Genomic DNA, 23,483 nt, shown 5'->3' with positions numbered 1-23,483 from the left:
TTTCGAGGACGCCCGTATGGATTACAGCACTTCCGACTTATGTGACCATTTTGCCGATGCGGTTGATGTATTAGAGCCGATGTTTATTAACTTTGGCGGTCAAAGCGCCTTCAGTGGCCGTATCAAAACACTCAAGTGCTTTGAGAATAATGAACTGATCAACCAGGTTTTACAGCAAGATGGTACAGGCCAAATCTTATTGGTCGATGGCGGAGGTTCCACACGCCGGGCACTCATCGATATTGAGCTTGCAGAACTGGCAATGGAAAATAACTGGCAGGGTATTGTGGTCTATGGTGCTGTGCGCCATGTTGAGGAACTGGAAGAGTGTGATCTCGGTATCCAGGCAATCGCTTCAATACCCGTTGCTGCCGACAGCCAAGGCAGCGGTGAGCAAGGTATCCCGGTCAATTTTGCCGGCGTATCTTTCTATGACGATGACTACCTGTATGCGGATGCCACCGGCATCATTATTTCTGCTGAAGAACTGCAGTTAGAAGTCGACGACGAACAGAGCGAATAACACCGCTAGCGCATTCTAATCTCCCCGGGTAAAGCCCGACTTTGCCCGGCACAACCCCATAGATCGACCTGAATTATGAGTAACCACTGGCTTCATATTTACACCGAAGCGGACATTACCGCATATTGCCACAGCCGTGAGAATGAACAACGCTTCTGGCAAACCCTGGCTTTCCTGCAACCCAAAAATGACTTAACCCAGGCGCTGCGCGATGCTGCGCAGTTTGGCATTAAGTATGTGTTGGTTGCCATTAACGAGGACCTGGGACCTCGGGCTAATTGTGGCCGGGGTGGCGCCCACCTGGGCTGGCAAGCTTTTTTACAGCGCTTCTTAAACCTGCCTTGTAATCGCTTTTTAACCCCGGATGATGTCTTGCTGTTAGGCGAAGTCCGATGTGATGATTTGCAACAGCAAGGTGCCGATCTGGATAACCGTGACCCGCAGCAACTGGCTCAGTTGCGCGAGCTCAACGGCCAACTTGATGAACGCGTCAGCAATGTTATGAAAGCCATCTTTGATGCCGGTCTGGCGCCCATTGTAATTGGTGGTGGCCACAATAACTGCTACGGCCTGCTGCAAGCGTTGTCGCAAAGCACTCAGCAGGCTTGTCATGCCATTAACTTCGACCCACATGCCGATTTTCGCGCGCTGGAAGGCCGTCATTCTGGTAACGGCTTCAGCTATGCTCATGATCAGGGCCATCTGTCCGATTATCACGTGGTTGGTATGCATGAACAGAAAAACAACCACACCATTATCTCAGCACTGGATAATGCGGGATTCAGCTACGCCAGTTACCAAGATATTCTGGTACGCCGTACACTGACTCTGACTGAGGCCTGCCAGATCGGGCTGAATCGCTTTGACGGACAAGCACCTCTGGGTGTTGAAGTCGATGTCGATGCAATATCTCAAATGCCAGTGAGCGCCTATACAAACTGTGGTTTTACCGTAAATGATGCCGAGCACTTCGTTCATTTAGCGGCAAGTCAGGAACGCGCGCGTTATCTGCATCTGTGCGAAGCGGCCCCCGAGCATCACCCACAGGGTGTGAAACAGGGGATCAGCGATGCCGGCCAGGTTCTCGCTTCACTCGTCTGTAGCTACCTGCAGGCCACGCCTAAATAAACCGGCACTTAATTTGAGTCTGGCTGAAAAGTTTCTGGGGTGTCTTCCGGGTGCTCCCAGCGCCATTGTTTCAGCCAGCTGATCATGCCCACACTGCTCAGGGGTCTGGCAAAATAATATCCCTGCGCCGCGAACGTGTTGAGGCTTTTCACGAACTGGAGCTGCTCCGGTGACTCCACCCCCTCACAAATCACTTTGCATTCCTGGATCTGCTGCATTTCCACAATCCCACGAACCACGCTCTTGAAGGTGCCCTGATGACCATGATCTGAGGTCAGCGAGCGGCCCAGCTTGACATAATCTACGGTTAGCTGAGGCAATTTAGACAAAGTGACCGGGGTTTCACCGAAGCTGTCGATACACAAACGCAGCCCCATCGAGCGCAACCGCGATACCATGGCAATGCCCTGAGGCTCGAGGCTGGTAAACAAGCTGGCTGGGCACTCTATGATCAAATCACCCGGCTTCAGCTGGTGCTCCAGCAACACGTGGTCGATAAACTCGATAAATTCCTCGTGCAGCATTTCCGGCCCAAACAGGTTCAGGCTCAGTGGCATAGCAATGCCTTCCATACGCAATGCCAGCGCGATCTCTGCGGCACGCTCAATCACGTATTGCGCGACGGGCAATGCCAGGCCCGCAATACGGATATCTTCGATAAACTTACCAGCAGCCAGGATCCCCTGCTTGGGGTGCTGCCAGCGCAACAGCAACTCCAGAAATTCAATATCACCATCTTCATTGCGTACCACAGGCTGAAAATACAACTCCAGTTCCTGGCGAAAATCAATATGTGCAAGCTCTGCCAGACGGGCCTGTTGCTCCAGCCGATTGATCTGCATCTGCTGCTGATACGGGGCTATCGGACTGTCAGGCTGGCTATCCAGCGCCAAAAAAGCACAGGTTAATAAATTCTCGAACAACCCCTGCTCTTCATCACAGTTCACATAACTGGCACGCGCTTTCACTTCAATGGTGCAGTTGCCCACATTAAAGGGTTTCAGGGTACTTTCGATAATTTCACCGATCATCTGCTCATGCAAGTGATGCTGATTAACCAGGCTACACACAAACACAAAATGCAAACCGCCTAGATGAGCCAGCCGGGATACATCATTGCCAAGCGGAATTGGCATCACATCCGGATGCTGCAAATGCTGTTTAATTCGATTGGCAGACTGGGCCAGCAAGAGATCGCCAAACTCCCGGCCAAGATGAAAGTTCACCTGCTGGAAGCCTTCAAGACGGATCATGACGAGCATGGCTTCACTGGGGTCACGCTGACGAAAATCGTAAAACGCACTGCGAAACCCAGCCCTGTCCGGTAACTCCAGAATGTCCGCCGCTTTGCTTTCATCACTGCTCGCCGGGGGCGCAGGTGCCAGGGAAGCTCTGGATAACGTTAACTCGGCCAAAAACATCGGTAGCAGCGCCAGCACCAGTAAGCCGGGGGACAGTTGCCAGAACAATATGCCGGCCAGTGCCAACACAGCAGCACAGGCACTGAAGCAAGTAATGACCTGGTACTTTAACTGCTCAGAGCGAATGGCAAGCCAGATATGCAATACCAACAGCGGCGCCAGTAAGTAAGAAAAAAGATGTGCGGTGTCAGCAAGGAACGCCAATGCCACCGCTGTTGTGGATGCATATACAATTCGATGCAATGGCTGTTGACTCACCATAATCGCACCAAGGCTGGCACTGAGCAGCGCACCGGCTACAAAAGCCATCAGCATTGGGGAGTGTTGACCTGCACCTTGCCAGAAAGAGACCGCCGAAACGCCCCCCGCAGCGGCTATCACAGCAAAGGGAAACACAGCCAGAAGTAAGATAATACTTTTGTTACAATGTTTTAGCAGCGCTTTTTTCGTCATCGGCGGACCATTGTGAAATTCTTACTATTGCACAAGTTTACCCGAAATCCAGGTATTTAACAGGTCATTTACGCCAAACTGATAACTGAGTTCAGCCGGATGACCGACCTGCCACAGCACCATATCGGCGCGCATGCCGACTTTTAGCATCCCCCGATCCGACAGACCCAGCGCTTTGGCACCATGGCGTGTTACGCCCAGCAATGCTTCTTCCGGTGTCATACGAAACAAGGTGCATGCCATATTCAACATCAGACGTAATGAGCATAATGGCGCAGTTCCTGGATTAAAGTCACTGGCCAGTGCAATCGGCACATTATGCTGACGCAGGAGCTCAATCGGGGGTAATTGAGTTTCACGAAGAAAATAAAACGCACCCGGCAGCACCACCCCAACAGTGCCCGCTTCGGCCATCGCTTTAACACCGGTTTCATCCAGGTACTCAATGTGATCGGCGGACAAACCATTAAACTCAGCCACCAGCTCACTGCCGTGCTGATTAGACAACTGCTCAGCATGACATTTTACTTTTAAACCTAGCTCTGTGGCTTTGGCGAACACACGGCGCGTTTGCGCATTGCTAAAACCGACATTTTCACAAAATGCGTCGACCGCATCGGCCAGGGAGTGTTCGGCTACCTGAGGTAACATTTGCTCGCACACCAGATCGATATAACCATCGGCGTCATCCCGATATTCCGGTGGAAGCGCATGGGCACCCAGGAACGTACTTTGTACACTGATAGGGTGATGTTCATCCAGCATGCGGTTGACTTCTAGCAGCTTAATTTCGCTTTCACAATCCAGACCATAGCCCGATTTGCTTTCTACTGTGGTGACACCCTCACTGAGCAAGGCATTCAGTCGCGTTTTACCAGCCACAAACAAGTGTTCATGATCCGCCGCACGGGTTGCCTTCATCGTCGTCGCAATGCCGCCGCCCTGTTGCGCGATTTGCTGATAAGACACACCATTAAGGCGTTGTTCAAATTCCTGAGCGCGTGAACCGGCGAACAGAATGTGAGTATGACAATCAATCAGACCCGGCGTCATCCAGGCCCCTTTTGCTGAGATAGTCGGTGTCGTCACCGGATCAAACTCCGGCAGATCAGCCTGTGCACCAAGCCAACAGATTACCCCATCTTTGACCATCATCGCCCCATGCTCAATGGCCCCATAAGGGCGCTCAATATCAGGGTCCATTGTCGCCAGATTAACGTCCAGAACCACTAAATCTACTTCCATCACCACTCAATTCCTCATCTCTAACTTGCTGGTTTGAGTGTAGCAAGATTACTTGTATATACAATAGAGGTGTGCCATGTTTATCAGCGAGCTATGTTCGCTCAGCCTGACGCTACAGTTGGGTTTACTTTACTAACCATGGCATGAGATTGTGACAACGCAACCCAAATTTGCACAAATAAAACAACATATCATCACGCAGATCCGCAGTGGTGTCTGGCAGGAAGATCAACAAGTTCCGTCTGAAAACGCCTTGTCCGCGCAATTCAGGGTAAGCCGCATGACCGCCAGACGCGCGCTCAGTGAACTCACCGACGCAGGGATCCTAACTCGTAGTCAGGGTCTGGGTACCTTTGTTGCCAGATTCAAATCCCAATCTTCTCTGCTGGAAATACGTAATATCGCCGATGAGGTCAAAGAGCGCGGTGGTGACTACACCTGTGTGGTCCTGTCCCTGGAATCCATGGCGGCTATTGCCCCAATCGCCATTGCACTGGGTGTTGAAATGGATACTCAGGTGTATCGCAGTGTGCTGGTACATCATGACAACGAACAACCTCTGCAAGTCGAAGAGCGCTTCGTTAACCCCCAATTGGCACCTGACTACCTGCAACAGGACTTCACACAAATCACCCCCCATGAGTACCTGGTCCAGATTGCGCCCCTGACAGAGGCACGCCATACCGTTGAGGCCATCATGCCCGGCCCAGATATTTGCCAGTGGCTAAATATGTTTCATGAAGAGCCCTGCTTACAACTGATCCGCAGAACCTGGTCTGAAGGAGGCATTGTCAGCTTTGCCCGGTTAATCTCACCGGGCAGTAAATATCGCCTGGGCGGTCACCTGACCTTTAAAAAGTGAACCCACTCAGATGGCGTGCTGATAACTAAACCCCAGTTCACAGATAGCCGCGCCGTCAATGATACGTGCTTTGCTGTCATCACTGGCAAAGCTCGGGGCCTGTGTGCCTGCTTGCGTACAATGCGCCTGATAATAATCCTGCTTAAGCGGATGTGCAGGAGAACACACGTTGTAAACGGACCTCGCCTGCGGCCAGTGAGTCAGGACTGACATAATGGCCGCAACCACATCATCCCGGTGTACCATATTAACCCGCTCCTGGCTGCTACTGCGTAAGGTCTTGCCAGCGATAAATTGTCCTGGTTCCCGTTCAGGCCCTACTAAGCCTGCCAGTCTGAGCACCTTGCCGCCATGGGACAGCACTAGCTGCTCTGCCTGTTGTAAAACGCGTTGACGCTGCGAATCGATTGCAGTCAATGTTCCCTGCTCGCTATAAACCCCATCAGCTTGCGCATAAACCCCAGTGCTTGAGCACAATAAAAAGCCCTGCATTTGCAGCTCTGTTGCTAACGCCAGCGTCGCTTCTAGCGTCACCAGATAGTTACTGTCTTCACGACGCGCACCCGGCGGCATCGCACAGAGCCAAAAAGCGTGCTGTAACGATACGTCATGCACCAGTCTTGTCCCATCATGAGCGAGTTGACGCGTCAGCGCATTGCTGTGTGGCTGCCGTCGGGTTGCCTGTACCTGCCACCCCTTCTCCGCCGCAGCCTCAGCTGTAGGCATTCCCAACCAGCCCGCGCCGGCAACAACGAGTTTATCGTGCATATCATTGTCCTGTAATGTGATGTGATCAGCTCTACACATCATGCAACAGAGCACGGTGCGCTGGCAAAAATCTGCGATGACATAGAAAGTAATAAAAACGACTGATTTATTGCTAAAAGTTAAAGTATCTGTCCCTATTGCCGATTAGGGATGTAAAGATTATTCGCCAAGTGTTATCAATCAACCGCCTTAATTTGTAGCCTTCTTGCATGAGATATGGTTTGATTGAGGCTTGCCTGGTCCCAAGAAAAAGAAAAACGCATGCTTGAAAATTTATCCCTTAGAAAAAAAATCCTCTTTTTGATTGGCGGTACCATTTCTATTTTATTGGTTGCTGCATCAGGGTATTTCGTTAACCACATTGCCCAACTTTCCCGAGAAGGCATAGAGAGAGAAGCAGAAAGTCATTTATATGCCGAAAAGCTCTCCATGGAATCCTTCTTTACGCGTTATGGTGCCATTGTAGAAACCTTCGTCACCAATCCGCATAACGTGAATTGGTTTGACGACTACACCCAGCGAGAAAAGCCGCTCAGCGCCGACCTTGGCTATCAGGAAGTCAATCAGGACTTTATCCGCATCTCAGCCAGCGATGAGAATATTCTTTCCGCTTTTATGGCATCGGCACGCACAGGTGAATACTTCAAAGAAAATGAGCGTACCTCAAACTACTCTGATGGTCGCCCTTACTACTCGTACAAGCGCCCATGGTGGCAGGATGCGCTGAGTCATGGAGGTCTGTATGTCGGTGCGGTATCTGTAGATATCAACACGGGTGCCGTCTCTGCCGTTGTTCAGCAACCTGTCTACAATGCCCAGCGCGAACTGGTTGCGGTAGGCGGCGTTGACCTGCAAATTAACAAGATCAGTGAACTGGTTGAGCAGATCCAGTTTGATGGTCAGGGTTATGGCTTCTTACTCGACCACGATTATAAAGTGGTCCATCTGTCCAAACGAACCGGGCATAAACTCTCTATTACTGATGAGGGCGCGAACGGCAAAGAAGGCCTGGAAGCGCTGGAAAGACAATTTGCAGATACCGAAGGGTTTGCTGAGCTCAATCGCGCAATGCGTTCAGAAGGCGCGGGTGCCGCGATGGTTACCCTCAAAGGCGTTGACTACTATGTGGTATTCAACAACGTCAAACTCGACAAACCAATCCTGGATTGGCATCTGGGTTTGCTAATCCCCGTCAGCCTGATTGAAGAACCTGTCAATGATGCCGTTATGAGCACAGTGACCGCTGTGATCATTATTCTAGCCATTATTGTTGCCATGATTCTATGGGCCACACAAATGATTGCAGCTCCCATCACTACGCTAACCAATACCATGCGAGATATTGCCTCAGGTGAAGGCGACCTGACTCGTCGTATCGATATCAACAGTCAGGATGAAGTCGGTCAGCTGGCTCATCACATGAACACCTTTATCGACAAGCTGCGCAGTATGATGCTCGATACCGCTGCACAAGCGCAGCAACTCAGTGGTGCTGCAGCCCAATTGCAGGATGTCTCAACTAACACCAACAATGAGATCCAGCAGGAGAAAGAGCAAGTTGACAGTGTGAGCGCAGCAGTCACAGAGATGGCGGCCACAGTCACTGAGATTTCCCGCAATGCCCATGAAACAAATCGGGCAGCTGATCTGGTTCAGAGCATGACCAATGACGGTGCAGCGCGCTCGGGTCAGGCACAGGAAGTCATGACTCAGCTTGCTGGTCACATTGGAGAGGCGGCCAAAGTGGTTGCCGGTCTGGAACAGGAAACCAGCAACATTGGGGCCGTGATTGACGTGATCAATGGCATCGCAGAGCAAACCAACCTGCTGGCACTCAACGCCGCCATTGAAGCTGCCCGCGCGGGTGAGCAAGGCCGTGGCTTTGCCGTGGTAGCCGATGAAGTACGCAGCCTGGCCAGTCGTACCCAGGAGTCGACAGATGATATCCGTAATATGATCTCTCGCCTGCAACAGATCGCTCAGCAAGCTTCTGTGATGATGCAGCAGGGTCAGGAGCGTGCAGAAGGGTCAGTGGGACAAACGCAGGAAGTGCTGGATGCACTGCGTAATATCACGGAGTCGGTCAGTACGGTACAAGATCAAAGTCACCAGATTGCGACCTCAACGGAAGAACAAACGGTCGTCGCTGAGGATATCAATAATAGCCTCAATGCCATTAACGACCTGGTCAATAGCACAGCGAACCATGCGCACTTGCTGGCCGATGAAGCCCGTGATCTGAATAGTCTGGCAAAAGCACTTAATAACACCGTAAATCAATTTAAACTGTAACGTCTAAGTGGCCCGGGCTCCCGGGCCGCCTGAAAACACATTCCCCACTTTTTCTGTCTTGCCAAAACTTGACTAATGCACAGTTGCAGACGATCACTTATAAGGTGACTCTTTGCGGATCAGTGCTTAATTATGTTTAAAAACCTCAAACTGGCGCAGATGCTTGCGTACTCATTTGGCGCCCTCATCGCTCTGATGACGGTGATTTCTATCTCTGCCTACCTTGGGCTGAATACCGGTTATAACAACTTCGTCGAATATCGTACATTGGCACGCAATGCCAATTTAAGCGGCCGTCTGCAGGCGAATTTACTGATGGTGCGCCTCAACGCACTCAAATACCTGAAAGAGCAGAGCACAACCAACATTAATGAATTTAACGAGCGTTTTGATTTGCTCAAGGAACTCATGGATCAGGCCCAGGCAAGTATCTCGGATACCAGTTACCAGAGCCAACTCAATAATAGTGCGAGCGACATTGAAGAATATCGGCGGGCATTCGAGCAAATTGTGCAGTTATACGCTCAACGCAATGACATAGTAACCAACCAGCTGGATGTCAAAGGCGTACAAATGCGCACCATACTCAGCGATGTGATCAACAATGCACATCAACAAAACAATAATGAAGCTTTGTTCGCAGCGGCCCGGTTGCAGGAAACGTTGTTGCTCGGCCGTTTATACGTGGTCAAATTCCTGGTGACAAACACGGACAAGGATTACCAACGCGCCATTGAAGAGTTTAGCCAACTGGCAGCCCTGCTGGACGAACAGGCCGGGGCATTTGCATGGCAACCGGTTCAGGGCATGCTTGTTGAATTCTTACAGCACAAACTCGATTACATTACCGCCGTCAAAGCTGTGAACCAGACCATATTGCAGCGTAACCAGCTCATCTCGCAAAAACTCAATGTTATTGGCCCTCAGGTGGCTAACACACTGGAAGATATTAAGCTGGATATTAAAAACCGCCAGGACGAGCTTGGCCCTCAAGCGCAAAGCACCAGTGAGCAGGCGGTGATGCTGGTAACCACAGTATCGGTGTTGGTGGTGTTCGCGGGCGCGTTCCTGAGCTGGTATGTCAGCAATTTACTGCGCGAGCCCATTGGCGGTGAGCCAAGAGAAATCGAAGCACTGGCCAAAGCCATCGCCAAAGGCGATCTCAGTTACCAATTTGCGACCACGAATACCACAGGCATATATCGGGCGATGTCCGAAATGACAACCACACTGAGGGACATAGTGAGTAAAATCAAATCTGCTACCACCACATTAAATGACACGACCGGTGCAATGATTTCAATCACTGAGAAAACCAAAAGTGAGACCGATCAACAGCAAGATCAACTGACCCAAAGTGCCACAGCGATGCAACAAATGAGTGCGACCGTACATGAGATCACGCAGAGCGCGCAACTGGCTGCCGACGCGGCTACCGAAGCTGATCAGCAATCCCAGACCGGGATCCAGGTGGTGCAAACGTCTCGTGAAGCCATGAGTGAACTGGTGGGCAGTATTCAACAAGTCAGTGAGGCCATTACCCAGTTAGAAAATGAGACGGAGTCGGTCGGCTCCATTTTGGATGTGATCCGCAGTATTGCAGACCAAACCAATCTGCTGGCACTCAACGCGGCGATCGAAGCCGCGCGGGCTGGCGAGCAAGGCCGGGGCTTTGCCGTGGTGGCTGATGAAGTACGCAGCCTGGCCAGCCGTACGCAGCAAAGTACCGAAGAGATCCAGGCGATGATCTCGCGCTTACAAAACGAGGCCAAACGCTCAGTGGAGCATATGCAGCGCAATGTTGACCATGCGGAAAACTCCGCGGAGCAAACCGAACACGCCGGTGCAACGTTACAAGCAATTTGCGGCTCAGTCAGCACCATTCGCGAAATGAATTTACAAATTGCCAGCGCATCAGAAGAGCAGAATACGGTCTCAATGCAAATATCTGAAAGTGTCACCCATGTCAGTGAGAGTGCCGCGGAAACAGCGCAAGGGGCACAGCAAGTGTCCCAGGACGCCAAAGCATTGAGCCACATTGCCCGTGAACTGAACACCCTGGTGGACCAATTTAGGCTGTAGGACCCGACAAGATGGGGCTGTGAGCGTCATCACCTGCCCTTCCTTTTGCTTTAGATCAACGCCTCAAAGCACAACTTTGCTTACACTAGCCTTCTCAATAGCAAAGAGAGTGCGATCGTGATTAAATTACCTCAGTGGGATGACTCCCTCATCAACAAATACAATATCTCAGGCCCCAGATATACCTCTTATCCAACAGCCCTGTCACTTGAATCAGGTTATACTCAGGCCGATCTGGTTGATGCCATCGCACACTCCGACACCCGTTCACTGTCGTTGTATATTCATATCCCATTCTGTCACCAGCTTTGCTATTACTGTGGCTGTAATAAGATTATTACCCGACATCAGTCCAAGGCCGACGTATACCTCGACCACCTGGAATTGGAGATAGCCGCTCAGGCACCGCTGTTTAAAGATTATCAGGTTGAGCAATTGCACCTCGGAGGCGGCACCCCCACCTTTCTGACCACAGCGCAAATGACACGCCTGGTCACCATGCTGGAGCAGCACTTCACCTTCACACCAACTGCCCAGCGCGGCATTGAAATCGACCCCAGATCACTGGCCGAAGACATGCTGCCAGCACTGAAAACGCTCGGCTTTAATCGGGTGTCATTCGGGGTGCAGGATTTTAATGATCAGGTACAGGCAGCAGTAAATCGCCCGCAACAGATTGCAGAAGTGCTGTCGCTCTTAAAACAAGCCCGCGAGCTGGGCTTTAAATCCATTAATATGGACATGATTTACGGCCTGCCTCATCAGAGCGTTGAGTCCTATCGCGATACCATAGCGCAGCTCATTGAGTTGGGCCCTGATCGGGTTTCGGTGTTTAACTATGCCCATCTGCCGGACAGATTCGCCGCCCAGCGCAAGCTGAAAGAGGCCGATATGCCCAACGCCAAAGAAAAGCTCGCGATCTTTAAGCAAACACTGACACAGATGAGCGATGCCGGTTACCAGTTTATCGGTATGGACCATTTTGCCAAAACCGATGACGAGCTGGCTGTGGCACAGCGACATAATCATCTGCACCGAAACTTCCAGGGCTATACCACCCATGGTAACTGCGACTTGCTCGGCCTCGGCGTGTCGTCTATTTCACAGATCGGTAATGCCATTTTACAAAATGAAAAAGACCTGAAGCCCTACTACCAGGCCGTCACTGAGCGCCGTAGCGCTATTAATAAAGGCGTTAAGCTCACCCGTGATGATGAAATTCGCGCTGCCGCGATCAAGCAGCTTATTTGCCACTTCGAGCTCGACAAAACTACCTTTGCCGCAGAGCATGGCCTCGACTTTGACGACTACTTTGCCGATGCGCTAACGGCACTCAAGCCCCTGGCTGAAGATGGTCTGGTGGACCTCACCAAGCAACGTATTGAAGTAACGGCTAAAGGTAATCTGTTTATCCGCATCATCTGCATGTGCTTTGATGCCTATCTGCAACAACAGATCAAAAACACCCGCTTTTCACGGGTGATTTAAGGACTTACAAAAAGGGAAGCACCTTATACGTACAGCCCGTTTAGTGGTGCTTCAATTAACAACCATGAACCTCAGGATCGGAAATAAAACAGAAGTGATCACAGGAGTTATTGGTTCGACAACCGCGCGTGCCAACTGGTAAACAAGCGAGCAGTGAGCCACCCGCAACTTTTGGGGTCATATCAACAGGCATTGTGGTTGTGCTTGGCGATAACGCCTTCATCGGCTTTTTGTTGAGTTTCAATTTCATTGGATTTTCCTTAATAACAAAGTGAATTGCACCACCGAGCATAGTTCAAAAAACGACCAACCTCAATACCTTGATTTAGCAACGTAACACGCATCGCTGCAGTACCTCTGTAAGAATACCCCCAGGAATGGCGCAAATTCACGGATAGTCATTCTATTCAGACGACCCCCAAAATAACCTGACCGCCCCAAACGCAAAAGCCCCGACCAAAAGGCCGGGGCTTTTCAAAAGTTTAATTTAGTTAAAAACTAAAATTAAGCTTTCTTAGGACGAACCAGAACGTCTACCAAAGTCCAAGATTTTTTCTTAGAGATCGGCGCACATTCACGGATAGTCACAGTATCACCTGCTTGCGCAGTGTTGCTCTCATCGTGTGCGTGCAACTTAGTTGTACGCTTGATGAATTTACCGTAGATCGGGTGCTTAACCTGACGCTCGATAGCAACAACGATTGACTTGTCCATTTTGTCGCTAACTACACGACCTTGAAGAGTACGGATCTTATCGCTCATTATGCACCTGCCTTCTGGTTGATAACCGTTTTAACACGCGCAATATTGCGACGTACTTTTTTCAGCTCGTGAGTTTGAGCCAGCTGACCAGTGCTCGCTTGCATGCGCAGGTTGAACTGCTCACGCAGAAGCTCTAGAAGTTCAGCATTTAGCTCTTCTACGCTTTTGTCTTTAAGTTCGCTAGCTTTCATTTACATTACCGTCCGAGTTACAAAAGTGGTTTTGAAAGGTAATTTACGAGCAGCTAGGTTGAATGCTTCGCGAGCAAGCTCTTCTGAAACACCTTCCATCTCGTAAAGTACTTTACCAGGCTGAATTTCAGCAACCCAGTATTCAACAGAACCTTTACCTTTACCCATACGAACTTCAAGCGGCTTTTCTGTAATTGGCTTGTCTGGGAACACACGGATCCAGATTTTACCTTGACGCTTGATGTGACGTGTCATAGCACGACGAGCTGCTTCGATTTGACGAGCAGTCATACGGCCACGGCCAGTCGCTTTCAAGCCGAAAGAACCGAAGCTAACTTTATTACCGCTAGTTGCAAGACCACGGTTGCGGCCTTTGTGCACTTTACGGAATTTTGTACGTTTTGGCTGTAACATTAGTCGCTACCTCTTACTTAGCACTTTTTTTAGCTTTCTTCGGAGCGCGCTTGGCTGGCTTCTCAGCTTCTTGTTTCAGTGGAAGACCACCGATAACTTCGCCTTTGAAGATCCAAACTTTAACACCGATGATACCGTAAGTGGTCAAAGCTTCAGAAGTTGCGTAGTCGATGTCAGCACGTAGAGTGTGTAGAGGTACACGACCTTCACGATACCACTCAGAACGTGCGATTTCAGCACCGCCTAGACGGCCGCTAACTTCAACTTTGATACCCTTTGCACCCAGACGCATTGCGTTCTGTACCGCGCGCTTCATAGCACGACGGAACATTACACGACGCTCTAGCTGTGAAGAGATACCGTCAGCAACTAGTTGTGCATCAAGCTCTGGCTTACGTACTTCTGCGATGTTGATTTGCGCAGGTACACCAGCAAGCTTAGTTACAGCGTGGCGAAGCTTTTCAACATCTTCACCTTTTTTACCGATAACAACACCAGGACGAGCTGTGTGAATTGTTACACGGATAGATTTAGCTGGACGCTCAATAACGATTTTAGACACAGAAGCGTTTTTCAATTCCTTAGTAAGGTATTGACGCACTTTGTGATCACCAAAAAGCTGCTCAGAGAAATCTTTTGAATTCGCGTACCAGGTAGAAACCCAAGGTTTAGAGATACCTAGGCGAATACCAGTAGGATGAACTTTTTGTCCCATTACTTATATCTCCTAGCTATCTGAAACCACAACAGTGATGTGGCTTGAACGCTTAAGGATGCGGTCTGCGCGTCCTTTAGCACGTGGCATAATACGTTTCATTGTAGGACCTTCGTCTACAAATACTTTAGCCACTTTAAGCTCATCAATGTCAGCACCTTCGTTGTGCTCCGCGTTAGCGATAGCAGACTCAAGTACTTTCTTAACTAATACAGCCGCTTTCTTTGGGCTGTACGCTAGGATTTCTAGCGCGCGATCAACCGGAAGTCCGCGGATCTGATCTGCAACTAGACGTGCTTTTTGCGCCGAACCAGAGGCGAATTTGTGTTTAGCTAATGCTTCCATCATACCCTCCGATTAACGCTTTTTAGCTTTCTTATCCGCAGCGTGACCGCGGTAAGTACGTGTAGGTGCAAATTCACCTAGTTTGTGACCGATCATTTCGTCTGTAACGAATACAGGTACGTGCTGACGACCATTATGGACAGCGATGGTCAATCCGATCATGTTAGGGATGATCATTGAACGACGGCTCCAAGTCTTGATAGGCTTCTTGTCACCGCTTTCCAACGCCTTCTCTACCTTCTTCAGCAAGTGTAGGTCAATGAATGGACCCTTCTTGAGAGAACGTGGCATGGCAATTCCTCAACTATTACTTAGTACGACGACGTACGATAAATTTATCAGTACGCTTGTTCTTACGTGTCTTAGCACCTTTAGTCGGCTTACCCCATGGAGACACAGGGTGACGACCACCAGATGTACGACCTTCACCACCACCGTGTGGGTGGTCTACCGGGTTCATGGCAACACCACGAACTGTAGGACGAACACCACGCCAGCGAGTTGCACCAGCTTTACCTAGTGAACGTAGCATGTGTTCAGCGTTACCTACTTCACCGATAGTTGCGCGACAATCCGCTTCAACTTTACGCATTTCGCCTGAACGTAGACGTAGAGTCACGTACTGGCCTTCACGCGCTAGGATCTGTACATATGCACCAGCAGAACGGGCAATCTGAGCACCTTTACCAGGCTTAAGCTCAACATTGTGTACCGTTGTACCTACTGGGATGTTACGCATAGGCATTGCGTTACCAGCTTTGATTGGTGCATCAACACCAGACTGGATTGCATCACCTGCTTTAACACCCTTAGGTGCGATGATGTAACGACGCTCACCGTCTGCATATAATACAAGAGCGATGTTTGCGCTACGGTTAGGATCGTACTCTAGACGCTCAACTTTAGCTGGGATGCCATCTTTGGTGCGTTTAAAGTCGATTAAACGGTAGTGTTGCTTGTGACCACCACCGATGTGACGAACCGTGATACGACCGTTGTTGTTACGACCACCTGATTTAGAGTTCTTCTCTAATAGCGGAGCGTAAGGCTTACCCTTGTGCAGATCAGGGTTAACCACTTTAACGACGTGACGACGACCCGCAGAAGTTGGTTTACACTTTTGAAGTGCCATAATTCTAACTCCCCTTATTACTCGGCGCCGCCGACAAAGTCTAGCTCGCTGCCTTCTTTAAGAGTAACGTAGGCTTTCTTCCAGTCTGAACGACGGCCGAAACGCATGCCTGTACGCTTAGTTTTACCCTTAACATTTAGCGTGCGAACACCAGTTACTTCTACTTCGAAAAGCTTCTCAACAGCAGCTTTGATTTCTGCTTTGTTTGCATCTTTAACTACTTTGAAAACAATCGTGTTGTTCTCTTCAGCAGAGATGGTGCTTTTCTCAGAGATGTGTGGAGCAAGGATTACTTTTAAAAGACGTTCTTCACGGATCATGCTAGCGCCTCCTCAAGTTGCTTAACAGCAGCAGCAGTAATCAGTACCTTATCGAAAGCGATTAGGCTTACTGGGTCGATGCCAGCTACATCACGCGTGTCAACCTTGTACAGGTTACGTGCAGAAAGGAATAGATTCTCATCTACTTCTTCAGTCACGATTAATACGTCTTTAAGCTCAAGCTCTTTCAGCTTAGCTACTAGTTCTTTAGTCTTTGGTGCTTCTAGACCAAATTCTTCAACAACTACTAGACGATCTTGACGAACAAGCTCAGAAAGAATGCTCTTGATCGCACCGCGATACATCTTACGGTTAACTTTTTGGCTGTGATCTTGCGGCTTAGCTGCAAAGCTCACACCACCGCTGCGCCAGATTGGGCTGCGGATTGTACCAGCACGTGCACGGCCAGTACCTTTTTGGCGGAATGGTTTTTTACCACCACCAGCAACTTCAGAACGTGTCTTCTGAGCTTTAGTACCCTGACGAGCACCTGCTGCGAAAGCAACAACTACTTGGTGTACTAATGCTTCGTTAAACTCACGTCCAAAAGTAGCTTCGGAAACTTCAAGCGCACCAGCGCCTTTAATTGCTAATTCCATCACTAAATCTCCAGGACTTAAGCTTTAACAGCTGGTTTAACGATAACGTCGCCGCCGATAGCGCCAGGTACTGCACCTTTAACTAAAAGCAGATTACGCTCAGCGTCAACACGTACTAGCTCTAGGTTCTGAGTAGTTGTTTGCACATTACCCATTTGACCAGCCATTTTCTTACCTTTAAACACCTTACCAGGTGATTGGTTTTGACCGATTGAACCAGGAGCACGGTGAGATAGAGAGTTACCGTGAGTAGCGTCTTGTGTGCTGAAATTCCAGCGCTTAACACCACCTTGGAAACCTTTACCTTTTGAAGTACCAGTAACGTCTACTTTGTTTACTTCGTTGAATAGCTCAACAGTAAGCTCAGCACCTACTTCAAACTCACCTTCACCGCCGTTAAGACGGAATTCCCACAGGCCGCGACCCGCTTCAACACCAGCTTTAGCGAAGTGACCCGCTTCTGGTTTGTTTACACGGCTTGCTTTTTTCTCGCCTGCAGTAACTTGAAGCGCGTTGTAACCGTCTGTTGCATCAGATTTGATCTGAGTAACACGGTTAGGAGTCGCTTCGATAACTGTCACAGGGATAGATACACCATCTTCAGTGAAGATGCGTGTCATACCCACTTTACGACCGACTAGACCTAATGCCATTTTCCTAAAACCTCTCTAATCTTTCGATTAACCCAGGCTGATTTGAACATCAACACCAGCAGCAAGGTCTAGGCGCATTAGAGCGTCTACAGTCTTGTCAGTTGGTTCTACGATGTCGATCAGACGTTTGTGGGTGCGGATTTCATACTGATCACGCGCGTCTTTGTTTACGTGCGGAGAGATCAATACAGTGAAACGTTCAAAGCGAGTAGGAAGTGGGATTGGACCACGTACCTGAGCGCCAGTGCGTTTCGCAGTTTCCACGATTTCCGCCGTTGATTGGTCAATCAAACGGTGGTCAAAAGCTTTTAGGCGAATACGAATGCGTTGATTTGACATTCTTAAACCTCAATTAAAAGAGCATTTAAAAAGAGCATAAAAAAACCCCCGAGGCCATCTCAAAATATAAGAGGTCGGTTGTTCTTCTATTTCTACCATTGAACTCCAAATCGGAGTTCCTGTTTACGTGCCTGAAATCCAGGCCTATGTATGACTTTCGTGTGACGAATCACAGAAAGTTTGAGCATTATAATGAGACTGGCGATAAATGCAACAATTATTGCAAAATTATTTGTCGTATGGCTCGTCCTCACTGTAAGTGGCACAAGGCGTCTATACTTTATACAAAGGATTGCATACACCGTCCTTGTCATTGTACTGACACAAATGGTCAGTCCAGTTAAAGCCTGATATTCTATACAGCAAAAATACGAATCTGGTACTGCTATGCGCTTACTTTCTCAGGGGCTCAACCGAGTGGCCCAATGGACCAACTGTTTACTGGTCAGAAGCAAACTGTTGCCGGCCGACCCCGTGTCGCAGTTCAACCTGGACCCGAGCCTGCCCACCTTTTATGTAGCCCGACTCAATTCACGGGCTGATCTGGCTGCACTCAACGCGGTGTGTAAGAAACTGGGATTGCCAAGCCCGATGCAGGATCAGGTTTTAGGGAATAAAACACTGCCGCGCTTTATCGGCATCAAAAACCCGACTCCTCTGCTGAGCAAAACAGCAGGACCGAGCCCCGCAATTGATCAAGGTAAAGCGATTTTCTCTGCCTTGCGTGCTCACCCGGACATCAAAGCACAAGTGGTCCCGGTGACTGTACTGTGGGGCCGTAATCCTGGTAAAGAAAAGCCGGGTATAGGCACCTTATTCAGCCACTCACTGACCCCCAGCTGGTTACGCAAGGCTATGGTTGTGCTGTTTTCTGGTCGCGATAACCTGGTGCGTTTCTCTGCCCCCATCGCCCTGGATCAGCTTATGACAGACAAAGCCGATGTAGACGAGTTACCTCATAAACTGCTGCGCGTGGCTCGGGTGCACTTTCATCGCCAGAAGCTGGCTGCAACCGGACCCAGATTACCGTCGCGTGAAGCTCTGTTCAATTCCCTGCTGGCTGCCCCCACAGTCAAACGCGCCATCGCTGATGAAGCCAAGTCGAAAGGGCTGAGCCATGACGAAGCACGCCTGAAAGCGCTGGAGTTACTGGAAGAAGTTGCTGCCAACTACTCTGAAGCTATGGTTCGCGTGGGCGATCGCGTACTGACCTGGCTGTGGAATAAACTCTATAACGGCATCGAAGTAAAAAATGCCGAGCGCGTACATGACCTGGCTGATAAAGGCCACGAAATCATCTATGTGCCCTGCCATCGCAGCCACATGGATTACCTGTTACTGACCTACGTGATTTATCATCAGGGTCTGGTACCCCCGCATATTGCAGCCGGGGTGAACCTGAACTTCTTCCCGGCCGGTGGCATTTTCCGGCGCTGTGGCGCATTCTTTATTCGCCGCTCTTTTGCCGGTAACAAACTCTACTCGACAATTTTTAAAGAGTATCTGACTCAGCTGTTCATCAAAGGCTATTCAGTCAAGTTTTACACTGAAGGTGGCCGCAGTCGCACAGGACGCTTGTTGCCGCCCAAAACGGGTATGCTAGCCATGACCATGCAATCTATGTTGCGCGGGATCGATAGACCTATCTCCATCGTCCCGGTCTACATTGGCTATGAGCATGTCATGGAGATCAACACCTACCTCAAAGAGCTGGCCGGTAACAGTAAAAAGAATGAATCCGTTGCTGGGGTCTTTAAGGCCATTAAAAACCTCAAAAACTATGGACGTGGCTATCTGAACTTCGGTGACCCCATTCACCTCAATCAATACCTCAATGAACACCAGGCTGACTGGCGCGACGCCATCGGCCAGGGTGAGGGCGCCAAACCTCAGTGGCTTAATGGTCAGGTGGCTCAGGTGGCTGATCGGATCATGACCAACATCAATGCCAGTGCGGCACTGAACTCCATCAACCTGCTGGCCATGGTGCTGCTGTCTAATGAGCAGTTTGCGCTGAGCCGACAAAAACTGCTGACACAAATGCGCTTTTATCTCACCTTGCAAAATCAGGCGCGCTATGATGCCAATGTCACAGCGCCAGATGAAGATGCCGAGGCACTGTTAAATCACGCGCTTAAGCTGGATAAGTTCGATGTGCTGGCAGATGAACTGGGTGAGATCATCACGATTAAGGAAAAAGAGCGCACCCTGTTTAACTATTACCGCAACAATATTTTGCATTTGTTCGCTGTCCCGAGCGTTATTGCGCAAATACTATTTAACCGCTACAGCGTCACGGTCACGGAGTGTCAGGCCCGCCTGGGTACTTTATATCCGTTGTTTGCCAAAGAATGGTTTATGCATGAACTGCGTGAAGACTATATTGAGGACGTATTAAACTGCTTCGCTCAGGAGGGTCTAATTGACTTTGATGGTCACCTGGCAACCGTCGTAAAAGACAACAAGGCGCTGGCACAGTTAGAGATGCTGGGTAAAGTGATCCACCTAACGCTGGAACGCTATGCCATCAGTGTCAGCTTGTTATTACGTGATCAGGGCATTGCCCGCACCACACTGGAGAATGAAAGTGACGTATTGGCTAAGCGGCTTGGTACCTTACACGGCATTAAGAGCCCAGAGTTCTTTGATAAGAAGGTACAAACTAACCTGATCAGCGTATTACAGACGCAAGGCTTTATCAGTATTTCTGAACAACAGACCATCACTGCGATGCCAACACTCAGTACTCTGTCTGATCACCTCAATGATTTACTGCCAGCGAGGATCTGGCAGTCTATCCGCGATACCTTATAGAAGACGTTACACTATAAAGGTACCATCATAGCGTCAGCGCGCTTCGCGCTGACGCATCACTCCTTCCTGAATAGTAGATGCCACTAATTCGCCCTGACGGTTAAAGAACTGGCCCCTGACCAGTCCACGACCATTGCTGGCACTGGGGCTGTCAACGCTATAAAGCAACCACTCATCCATTCTAAATGGACGATGGAACCACATCGCATGATCTATGGTCGCGACCTGCATGTTTTTTTGCATAAAGGACACCCCATGCGGCTGCAACGCCGTGGGCAGGAACTCAAAATCCGACGCATAGGCCAGCAAGTAGTTGTGAATGCGGCGATCGTCAGGCATGGCCCCATTGGCCTTAAACCAGACATGGCGTGTGGGTTCCATCACCTCGGGCTGAAACGGGTTATGAAACTCCACCGGACGCATTTCGATGGGCATAGGCTGCGTAAATTTGGCGCGTAGCGGCTCAGGAATTAAGTCTGCTTTATCCTGATAAAACTCCAGCGATGATCGCAATGCTTCCGGACCCGGAACTTCCGGCATCTCTGACTGGTGGGATAAACCAGGTTCATCCCCCTGAAAAGACGCGGTCATGTAAAAAATGGGTTTACCGTACTGAATAGCACTGACCCTGCGGGTACTAAAACTGCGGCCATCACGGATATTCTCAACATCGTACACAATCGGTTTAGCCGCGTCGCCGGGCCGTAAAAAGTACGAGTGCAGCGAATGCACGTAGCGCCCTTCTGGCAAAGTGTATTTGGCAGCGGAGAGTGCCTGGCCCATTACCTGGCCGCCAAACACCTGCGGAAAGCCCAAATCCTGGCTCTGGCCCCGATAAATCCCTTGTTCGATTTCTTCGAGCTGAAGTAGCTCCAGCAACCCCTGTAATGCCTGACTCATTGCACACCTCTTACACTGCATAGCTAATCCTGTAATTATACACTATTGTGCAAGTAAAGAGAGGCATAGCTCTTTAAATCAGGTGCTTAACCCAGGCACGTAGCAGGCCGGACAAGAGTGCGATACACTGTGTATCGGCTTTTTCTGACAAGGTAACTGACATGGCATACTGGTTATTTAAAACCGAACCCGACGCATTTTCCATCGACGATTTACAGCAGGCACCACAGCAAAGTACGTTTTGGGAAGGAATCCGTAATTATCAGGCCCGTAACTTTCTGCGCGATGATGTACAAGTGGGCGATCAAGTCTTTATTTACCACTCAAGCTGCAAAACCCCCGCTGTAGTCGGCATCGCCACTATCACCAAAGGGGCAGAGACAGATCCCCATCAGTTTGATCTGAGCAGTGATTATTATGATGCTAAGTCCAGTACAGACAACCCACGCTGGGTAGGCGTCACCTTATGCTACCAACAGCATTTGCCGCGACCTGTGACACTCAAAGCCATTAAAGCGGATGATGCCATCACAGAGCTGGCGCTAAAAAAGGCCGGTCGTCTGTCCATTATGCCTGTAACCGACGCTGAGTGGGCACACATCTGCCAGCTCGGTGGCACTGAGTAACAGTGCCGGACGAGGAAACTGATATATTAACGCTTTTTCTGCTTTCCTCCTTTGGGGATCATAGAAAGGTACAAGATCAGCGCCAGCCAGGAAAACAGCAAAGTGCCGATCAGCCAGCCATTTTTCTCATGACCCCGAGTGCGTTTGCTGCCAGCAACCAGTCCTATCGGCAGCAAATACAAGCACAAGGCCCCCATCAATAGCAACAATTGATCTGTCATACTCGCTCCCAGTTCACTTCACTGTGAAGTACGCGTTGTGGTGCAATATAATGCAACACATCGCCCCCCTGCAGTGCGTAATCCAACGGTGGGTTTAGATCCATATCACGACCACTGAGGTCACGTGCCACCCCCAGTAAAATCGCATTATGATGCGTTTTGAAATACATAAAGAGCTGACCAAACGTCAACGCTGTTAATGACTTCGGCAGCTGCAAACTAAATTGCGTGTCGCCATGCAGGGTGGAGAGCAGCTCTTCCTGAATACGACTTGATCCCGGGTCCTGCATCGAACGCACCAGAATCTCTGCTGACATCGCCGTCGAACACTCCACATTGCGACAATGCTGGCGTAATAACTGGGCCTTGGTTTCATCATTAAAATGAGCACTGATGTGCGCAGCCGTTTTCACCATCGGACTGAGTTTTAGCGCAGTCGTAAAGGTTTGATCATCGTCCTGACCATCAACAATGATTTTATCCGCATAGGCTAACCCAGTGCGCACCAACTGCTGATCATCGGTAAAGCTCAACAAACGCACAAAATCCACCTCGGAAAAACGCAGCAACGGGTGTTCCATTTCGTCACACACAGCCAACACAATACGCCGCTCAATGCGTTTATTATCGGCCAGAATATACTCAATCATGCGCTCAGTGCGTGTCGCATGCCAGCCAAAAATGATGATATGATCGCTCAGATGTGAATAGTCTTTGTCGCCCTTCATTGCTCTTTTTACCCAAATTGTAATTAGTTGCCCAACTTTGCCCAGCAAAATGCCAAACAACGCCAGACCCAACGGGATTTGAAATAAGGCCACAACCCAGCGTCCCAGGTCGGTCGTGGCACTAAAATCACCATAACCCACTGTCGATGTGGTCACGACGTAATAATAGATATAGGTGCTGACAGGCAATAATGCGTGCTCCTGTGCCAGCCAGAGCAATGCCCAGGTCACGCACATATGCAACACAGTCGCCAGTCCAATCAGTGGCCAACTGGCCTGATCAATGTGCGTCTGTAATACCAACAACAAACGCTTAAATAGCAAAGGCATTGTCATTCCTATATTGCAAGTCTCTGATTTACCATACTGAATAATCAGGATTATGCAACTGAGATAACCCTCTGTGTGGCACTTGCCGAACGCCATTGTTTGACTCAGCTTGATTGGGCTCAATTTGTGCGT

Annotated in this window: 26 protein-coding genes; 8 read left to right on the top strand and 18 right to left on the bottom strand. The window is 49.7% G+C overall.

Going from position 1 to position 23,483, the window contains the following annotated elements; all coding sequences use genetic code 11:
- Positions 1-16: 16 nt before the first annotated feature.
- Positions 17-523: a ribonuclease E activity regulator RraA gene (gene rraA / locus MHN31_RS11130; protein WP_125563049.1), complete on the top strand. Its 507-nt coding sequence runs from the start codon at positions 17-19 to the stop codon at positions 521-523.
- Between the two features lie 75 nt (positions 524-598).
- Positions 599-1,651, top strand: coding sequence for a formimidoylglutamase (locus tag MHN31_RS11125; protein WP_239444293.1), 1,053 nt, complete (start codon positions 599-601; stop codon positions 1,649-1,651).
- A gap of 8 nt (positions 1,652-1,659) precedes the next feature.
- On the opposite strand, the gene MHN31_RS11120 is transcribed toward MHN31_RS11125, so the two are convergent.
- Both MHN31_RS11120 and hutI read right to left on the bottom strand, forming a co-directional pair.
- Positions 1,660-3,525, bottom strand: a complete 1,866-nt coding sequence (locus tag MHN31_RS11120; RefSeq protein WP_125563046.1) for a GGDEF domain-containing phosphodiesterase — start codon at positions 3,523-3,525, stop codon at positions 1,660-1,662.
- A 24-nt stretch (positions 3,526-3,549) separates the two neighbouring features.
- Positions 3,550-4,770 (bottom strand): imidazolonepropionase, encoded by a 1,221-nt coding sequence (gene hutI, locus MHN31_RS11115; RefSeq protein ID WP_194868026.1) that lies wholly within the window; start codon positions 4,768-4,770, stop codon positions 3,550-3,552.
- A gap of 151 nt (positions 4,771-4,921) precedes the next feature.
- On the opposite strand from hutI, the gene hutC reads away from it, so the two are divergent.
- Entirely contained in the window at positions 4,922-5,632 is a 711-nt protein-coding gene (gene hutC / locus MHN31_RS11110; RefSeq protein WP_125563042.1) for a histidine utilization repressor, read from the top strand.
- 6 nt (positions 5,633-5,638) lie between these two features.
- Here the strand turns inward: hutC and MHN31_RS11105 are convergent, their stop codons facing one another.
- Positions 5,639-6,400 carry an NADP-binding protein gene (locus MHN31_RS11105; RefSeq protein ID WP_239444292.1) on the bottom strand — a complete coding sequence of 254 codons (762 nt, stop codon included), beginning with the start codon at positions 6,398-6,400 and terminating at the stop codon, positions 5,639-5,641.
- Between the two features lie 261 nt (positions 6,401-6,661).
- On the opposite strand from MHN31_RS11105, the gene MHN31_RS11100 reads away from it, so the two are divergent.
- The 3 genes from MHN31_RS11100 to hemN all read left to right on the top strand — a co-directional run bounded on the left by MHN31_RS11100 (position 6,662) and on the right by hemN (position 12,262).
- The gene (locus tag MHN31_RS11100) at positions 6,662-8,692 is read left to right on the top strand and encodes a methyl-accepting chemotaxis protein (RefSeq protein WP_138537836.1); all 2,031 of its coding nucleotides are present in this window, start codon (positions 6,662-6,664) and stop codon (positions 8,690-8,692) included.
- Positions 8,693-8,824: 132 nt separating this feature from the next.
- A complete protein-coding gene (locus MHN31_RS11095) occupies positions 8,825-10,774 on the top strand; it encodes a methyl-accepting chemotaxis protein (protein ID WP_239444291.1) in 1,950 nt (649 codons plus the stop codon).
- A 117-nt stretch (positions 10,775-10,891) separates the two neighbouring features.
- Positions 10,892-12,262 (top strand): oxygen-independent coproporphyrinogen III oxidase, encoded by a 1,371-nt coding sequence (hemN, locus tag MHN31_RS11090; RefSeq protein ID WP_239444290.1) that lies wholly within the window; start codon positions 10,892-10,894, stop codon positions 12,260-12,262.
- Between the two features lie 55 nt (positions 12,263-12,317).
- Here hemN and MHN31_RS11085 read toward each other — a convergent pair whose 3' ends face one another.
- The 12 genes from MHN31_RS11085 to rpsJ form a co-directional block, all read right to left on the bottom strand.
- A complete protein-coding gene (locus MHN31_RS11085; RefSeq protein ID WP_125563031.1) occupies positions 12,318-12,512 on the bottom strand; it encodes a hypothetical protein in 195 nt (64 codons plus the stop codon).
- 254 nt (positions 12,513-12,766) lie between these two features.
- Positions 12,767-13,024, bottom strand: a complete 258-nt coding sequence (gene rpsQ, locus MHN31_RS11080; protein ID WP_049863782.1) for a 30S ribosomal protein S17 — start codon at positions 13,022-13,024, stop codon at positions 12,767-12,769.
- The gene (gene rpmC / locus MHN31_RS11075) at positions 13,024-13,215 is read right to left on the bottom strand and encodes a 50S ribosomal protein L29 (RefSeq protein ID WP_010376372.1); all 192 of its coding nucleotides are present in this window, start codon (positions 13,213-13,215) and stop codon (positions 13,024-13,026) included. The genes rpsQ and rpmC overlap by 1 nt, the downstream gene beginning before the upstream one ends.
- Positions 13,216-13,629, bottom strand: coding sequence for a 50S ribosomal protein L16 (gene rplP, locus MHN31_RS11070; protein WP_049863781.1), 414 nt, complete (start codon positions 13,627-13,629; stop codon positions 13,216-13,218). It abuts the gene before it with no gap.
- Positions 13,630-13,642: 13 nt separating this feature from the next.
- Positions 13,643-14,344 carry a 30S ribosomal protein S3 gene (gene rpsC / locus MHN31_RS11065; RefSeq protein WP_010386168.1) on the bottom strand — a complete coding sequence of 234 codons (702 nt, stop codon included), beginning with the start codon at positions 14,342-14,344 and terminating at the stop codon, positions 13,643-13,645.
- A gap of 12 nt (positions 14,345-14,356) precedes the next feature.
- A complete protein-coding gene (gene rplV / locus MHN31_RS11060) occupies positions 14,357-14,689 on the bottom strand; it encodes a 50S ribosomal protein L22 (RefSeq protein WP_010386167.1) in 333 nt (110 codons plus the stop codon).
- A 12-nt stretch (positions 14,690-14,701) separates the two neighbouring features.
- Complete coding sequence (gene rpsS, locus MHN31_RS11055) at positions 14,702-14,980, bottom strand: 30S ribosomal protein S19 (RefSeq protein WP_010367084.1); 279 nt, start codon at positions 14,978-14,980, stop codon at positions 14,702-14,704.
- A 16-nt stretch (positions 14,981-14,996) separates the two neighbouring features.
- A complete protein-coding gene (gene rplB / locus MHN31_RS11050) occupies positions 14,997-15,821 on the bottom strand; it encodes a 50S ribosomal protein L2 (protein WP_046004900.1) in 825 nt (274 codons plus the stop codon).
- A 17-nt stretch (positions 15,822-15,838) separates the two neighbouring features.
- Positions 15,839-16,141: a 50S ribosomal protein L23 gene (gene rplW, locus MHN31_RS11045; RefSeq protein ID WP_049863779.1), complete on the bottom strand. Its 303-nt coding sequence runs from the start codon at positions 16,139-16,141 to the stop codon at positions 15,839-15,841.
- Positions 16,138-16,740 (bottom strand): 50S ribosomal protein L4, encoded by a 603-nt coding sequence (gene rplD, locus MHN31_RS11040; RefSeq protein WP_010386164.1) that lies wholly within the window; start codon positions 16,738-16,740, stop codon positions 16,138-16,140. The genes rplW and rplD overlap by 4 nt, the downstream gene beginning before the upstream one ends.
- 17 nt (positions 16,741-16,757) lie before the next feature.
- Complete coding sequence (gene rplC, locus MHN31_RS11035; RefSeq protein ID WP_049863778.1) at positions 16,758-17,393, bottom strand: 50S ribosomal protein L3; 636 nt, start codon at positions 17,391-17,393, stop codon at positions 16,758-16,760.
- 27 nt (positions 17,394-17,420) lie between these two features.
- Positions 17,421-17,732 carry a 30S ribosomal protein S10 gene (gene rpsJ, locus MHN31_RS11030; RefSeq protein ID WP_005495349.1) on the bottom strand — a complete coding sequence of 104 codons (312 nt, stop codon included), beginning with the start codon at positions 17,730-17,732 and terminating at the stop codon, positions 17,421-17,423.
- Between the two features lie 387 nt (positions 17,733-18,119).
- On the opposite strand from rpsJ, the gene plsB reads away from it, so the two are divergent.
- Positions 18,120-20,546 carry a glycerol-3-phosphate 1-O-acyltransferase PlsB gene (gene plsB / locus MHN31_RS11025; RefSeq protein WP_239444289.1) on the top strand — a complete coding sequence of 809 codons (2,427 nt, stop codon included), beginning with the start codon at positions 18,120-18,122 and terminating at the stop codon, positions 20,544-20,546.
- Between the two features lie 33 nt (positions 20,547-20,579).
- Here the strand turns inward: plsB and tesB are convergent, their stop codons facing one another.
- Positions 20,580-21,446 (bottom strand): acyl-CoA thioesterase II, encoded by an 867-nt coding sequence (tesB, locus tag MHN31_RS11020; RefSeq protein ID WP_125563027.1) that lies wholly within the window; start codon positions 21,444-21,446, stop codon positions 20,580-20,582.
- Positions 21,447-21,607: 161 nt separating this feature from the next.
- Between tesB and MHN31_RS11015 the strand changes: the two genes are divergently transcribed.
- Positions 21,608-22,072, top strand: a complete 465-nt coding sequence (locus MHN31_RS11015) for an EVE domain-containing protein (RefSeq protein WP_125563025.1) — start codon at positions 21,608-21,610, stop codon at positions 22,070-22,072.
- Positions 22,073-22,098: 26 nt separating this feature from the next.
- Here the strand turns inward: MHN31_RS11015 and MHN31_RS11010 are convergent, their stop codons facing one another.
- Positions 22,099-22,293 carry a hypothetical protein gene (locus tag MHN31_RS11010; RefSeq protein ID WP_239444288.1) on the bottom strand — a complete coding sequence of 65 codons (195 nt, stop codon included), beginning with the start codon at positions 22,291-22,293 and terminating at the stop codon, positions 22,099-22,101.
- Positions 22,290-23,351: a potassium channel family protein gene (locus tag MHN31_RS11005; protein WP_125563023.1), complete on the bottom strand. Its 1,062-nt coding sequence runs from the start codon at positions 23,349-23,351 to the stop codon at positions 22,290-22,292. The genes MHN31_RS11010 and MHN31_RS11005 overlap by 4 nt, the downstream gene beginning before the upstream one ends.
- Positions 23,352-23,483: the final 132 nt, after the last annotated feature.

The sequence above is a fragment of the Pseudoalteromonas sp. McH1-42 genome, from assembly GCF_022347845.1.
Taxonomy (GTDB): Bacteria; Pseudomonadota; Gammaproteobacteria; order Enterobacterales; family Alteromonadaceae; genus Pseudoalteromonas; species Pseudoalteromonas rubra_D.
This window is presented reverse-complemented; position numbering and strand designations above follow the sequence as displayed.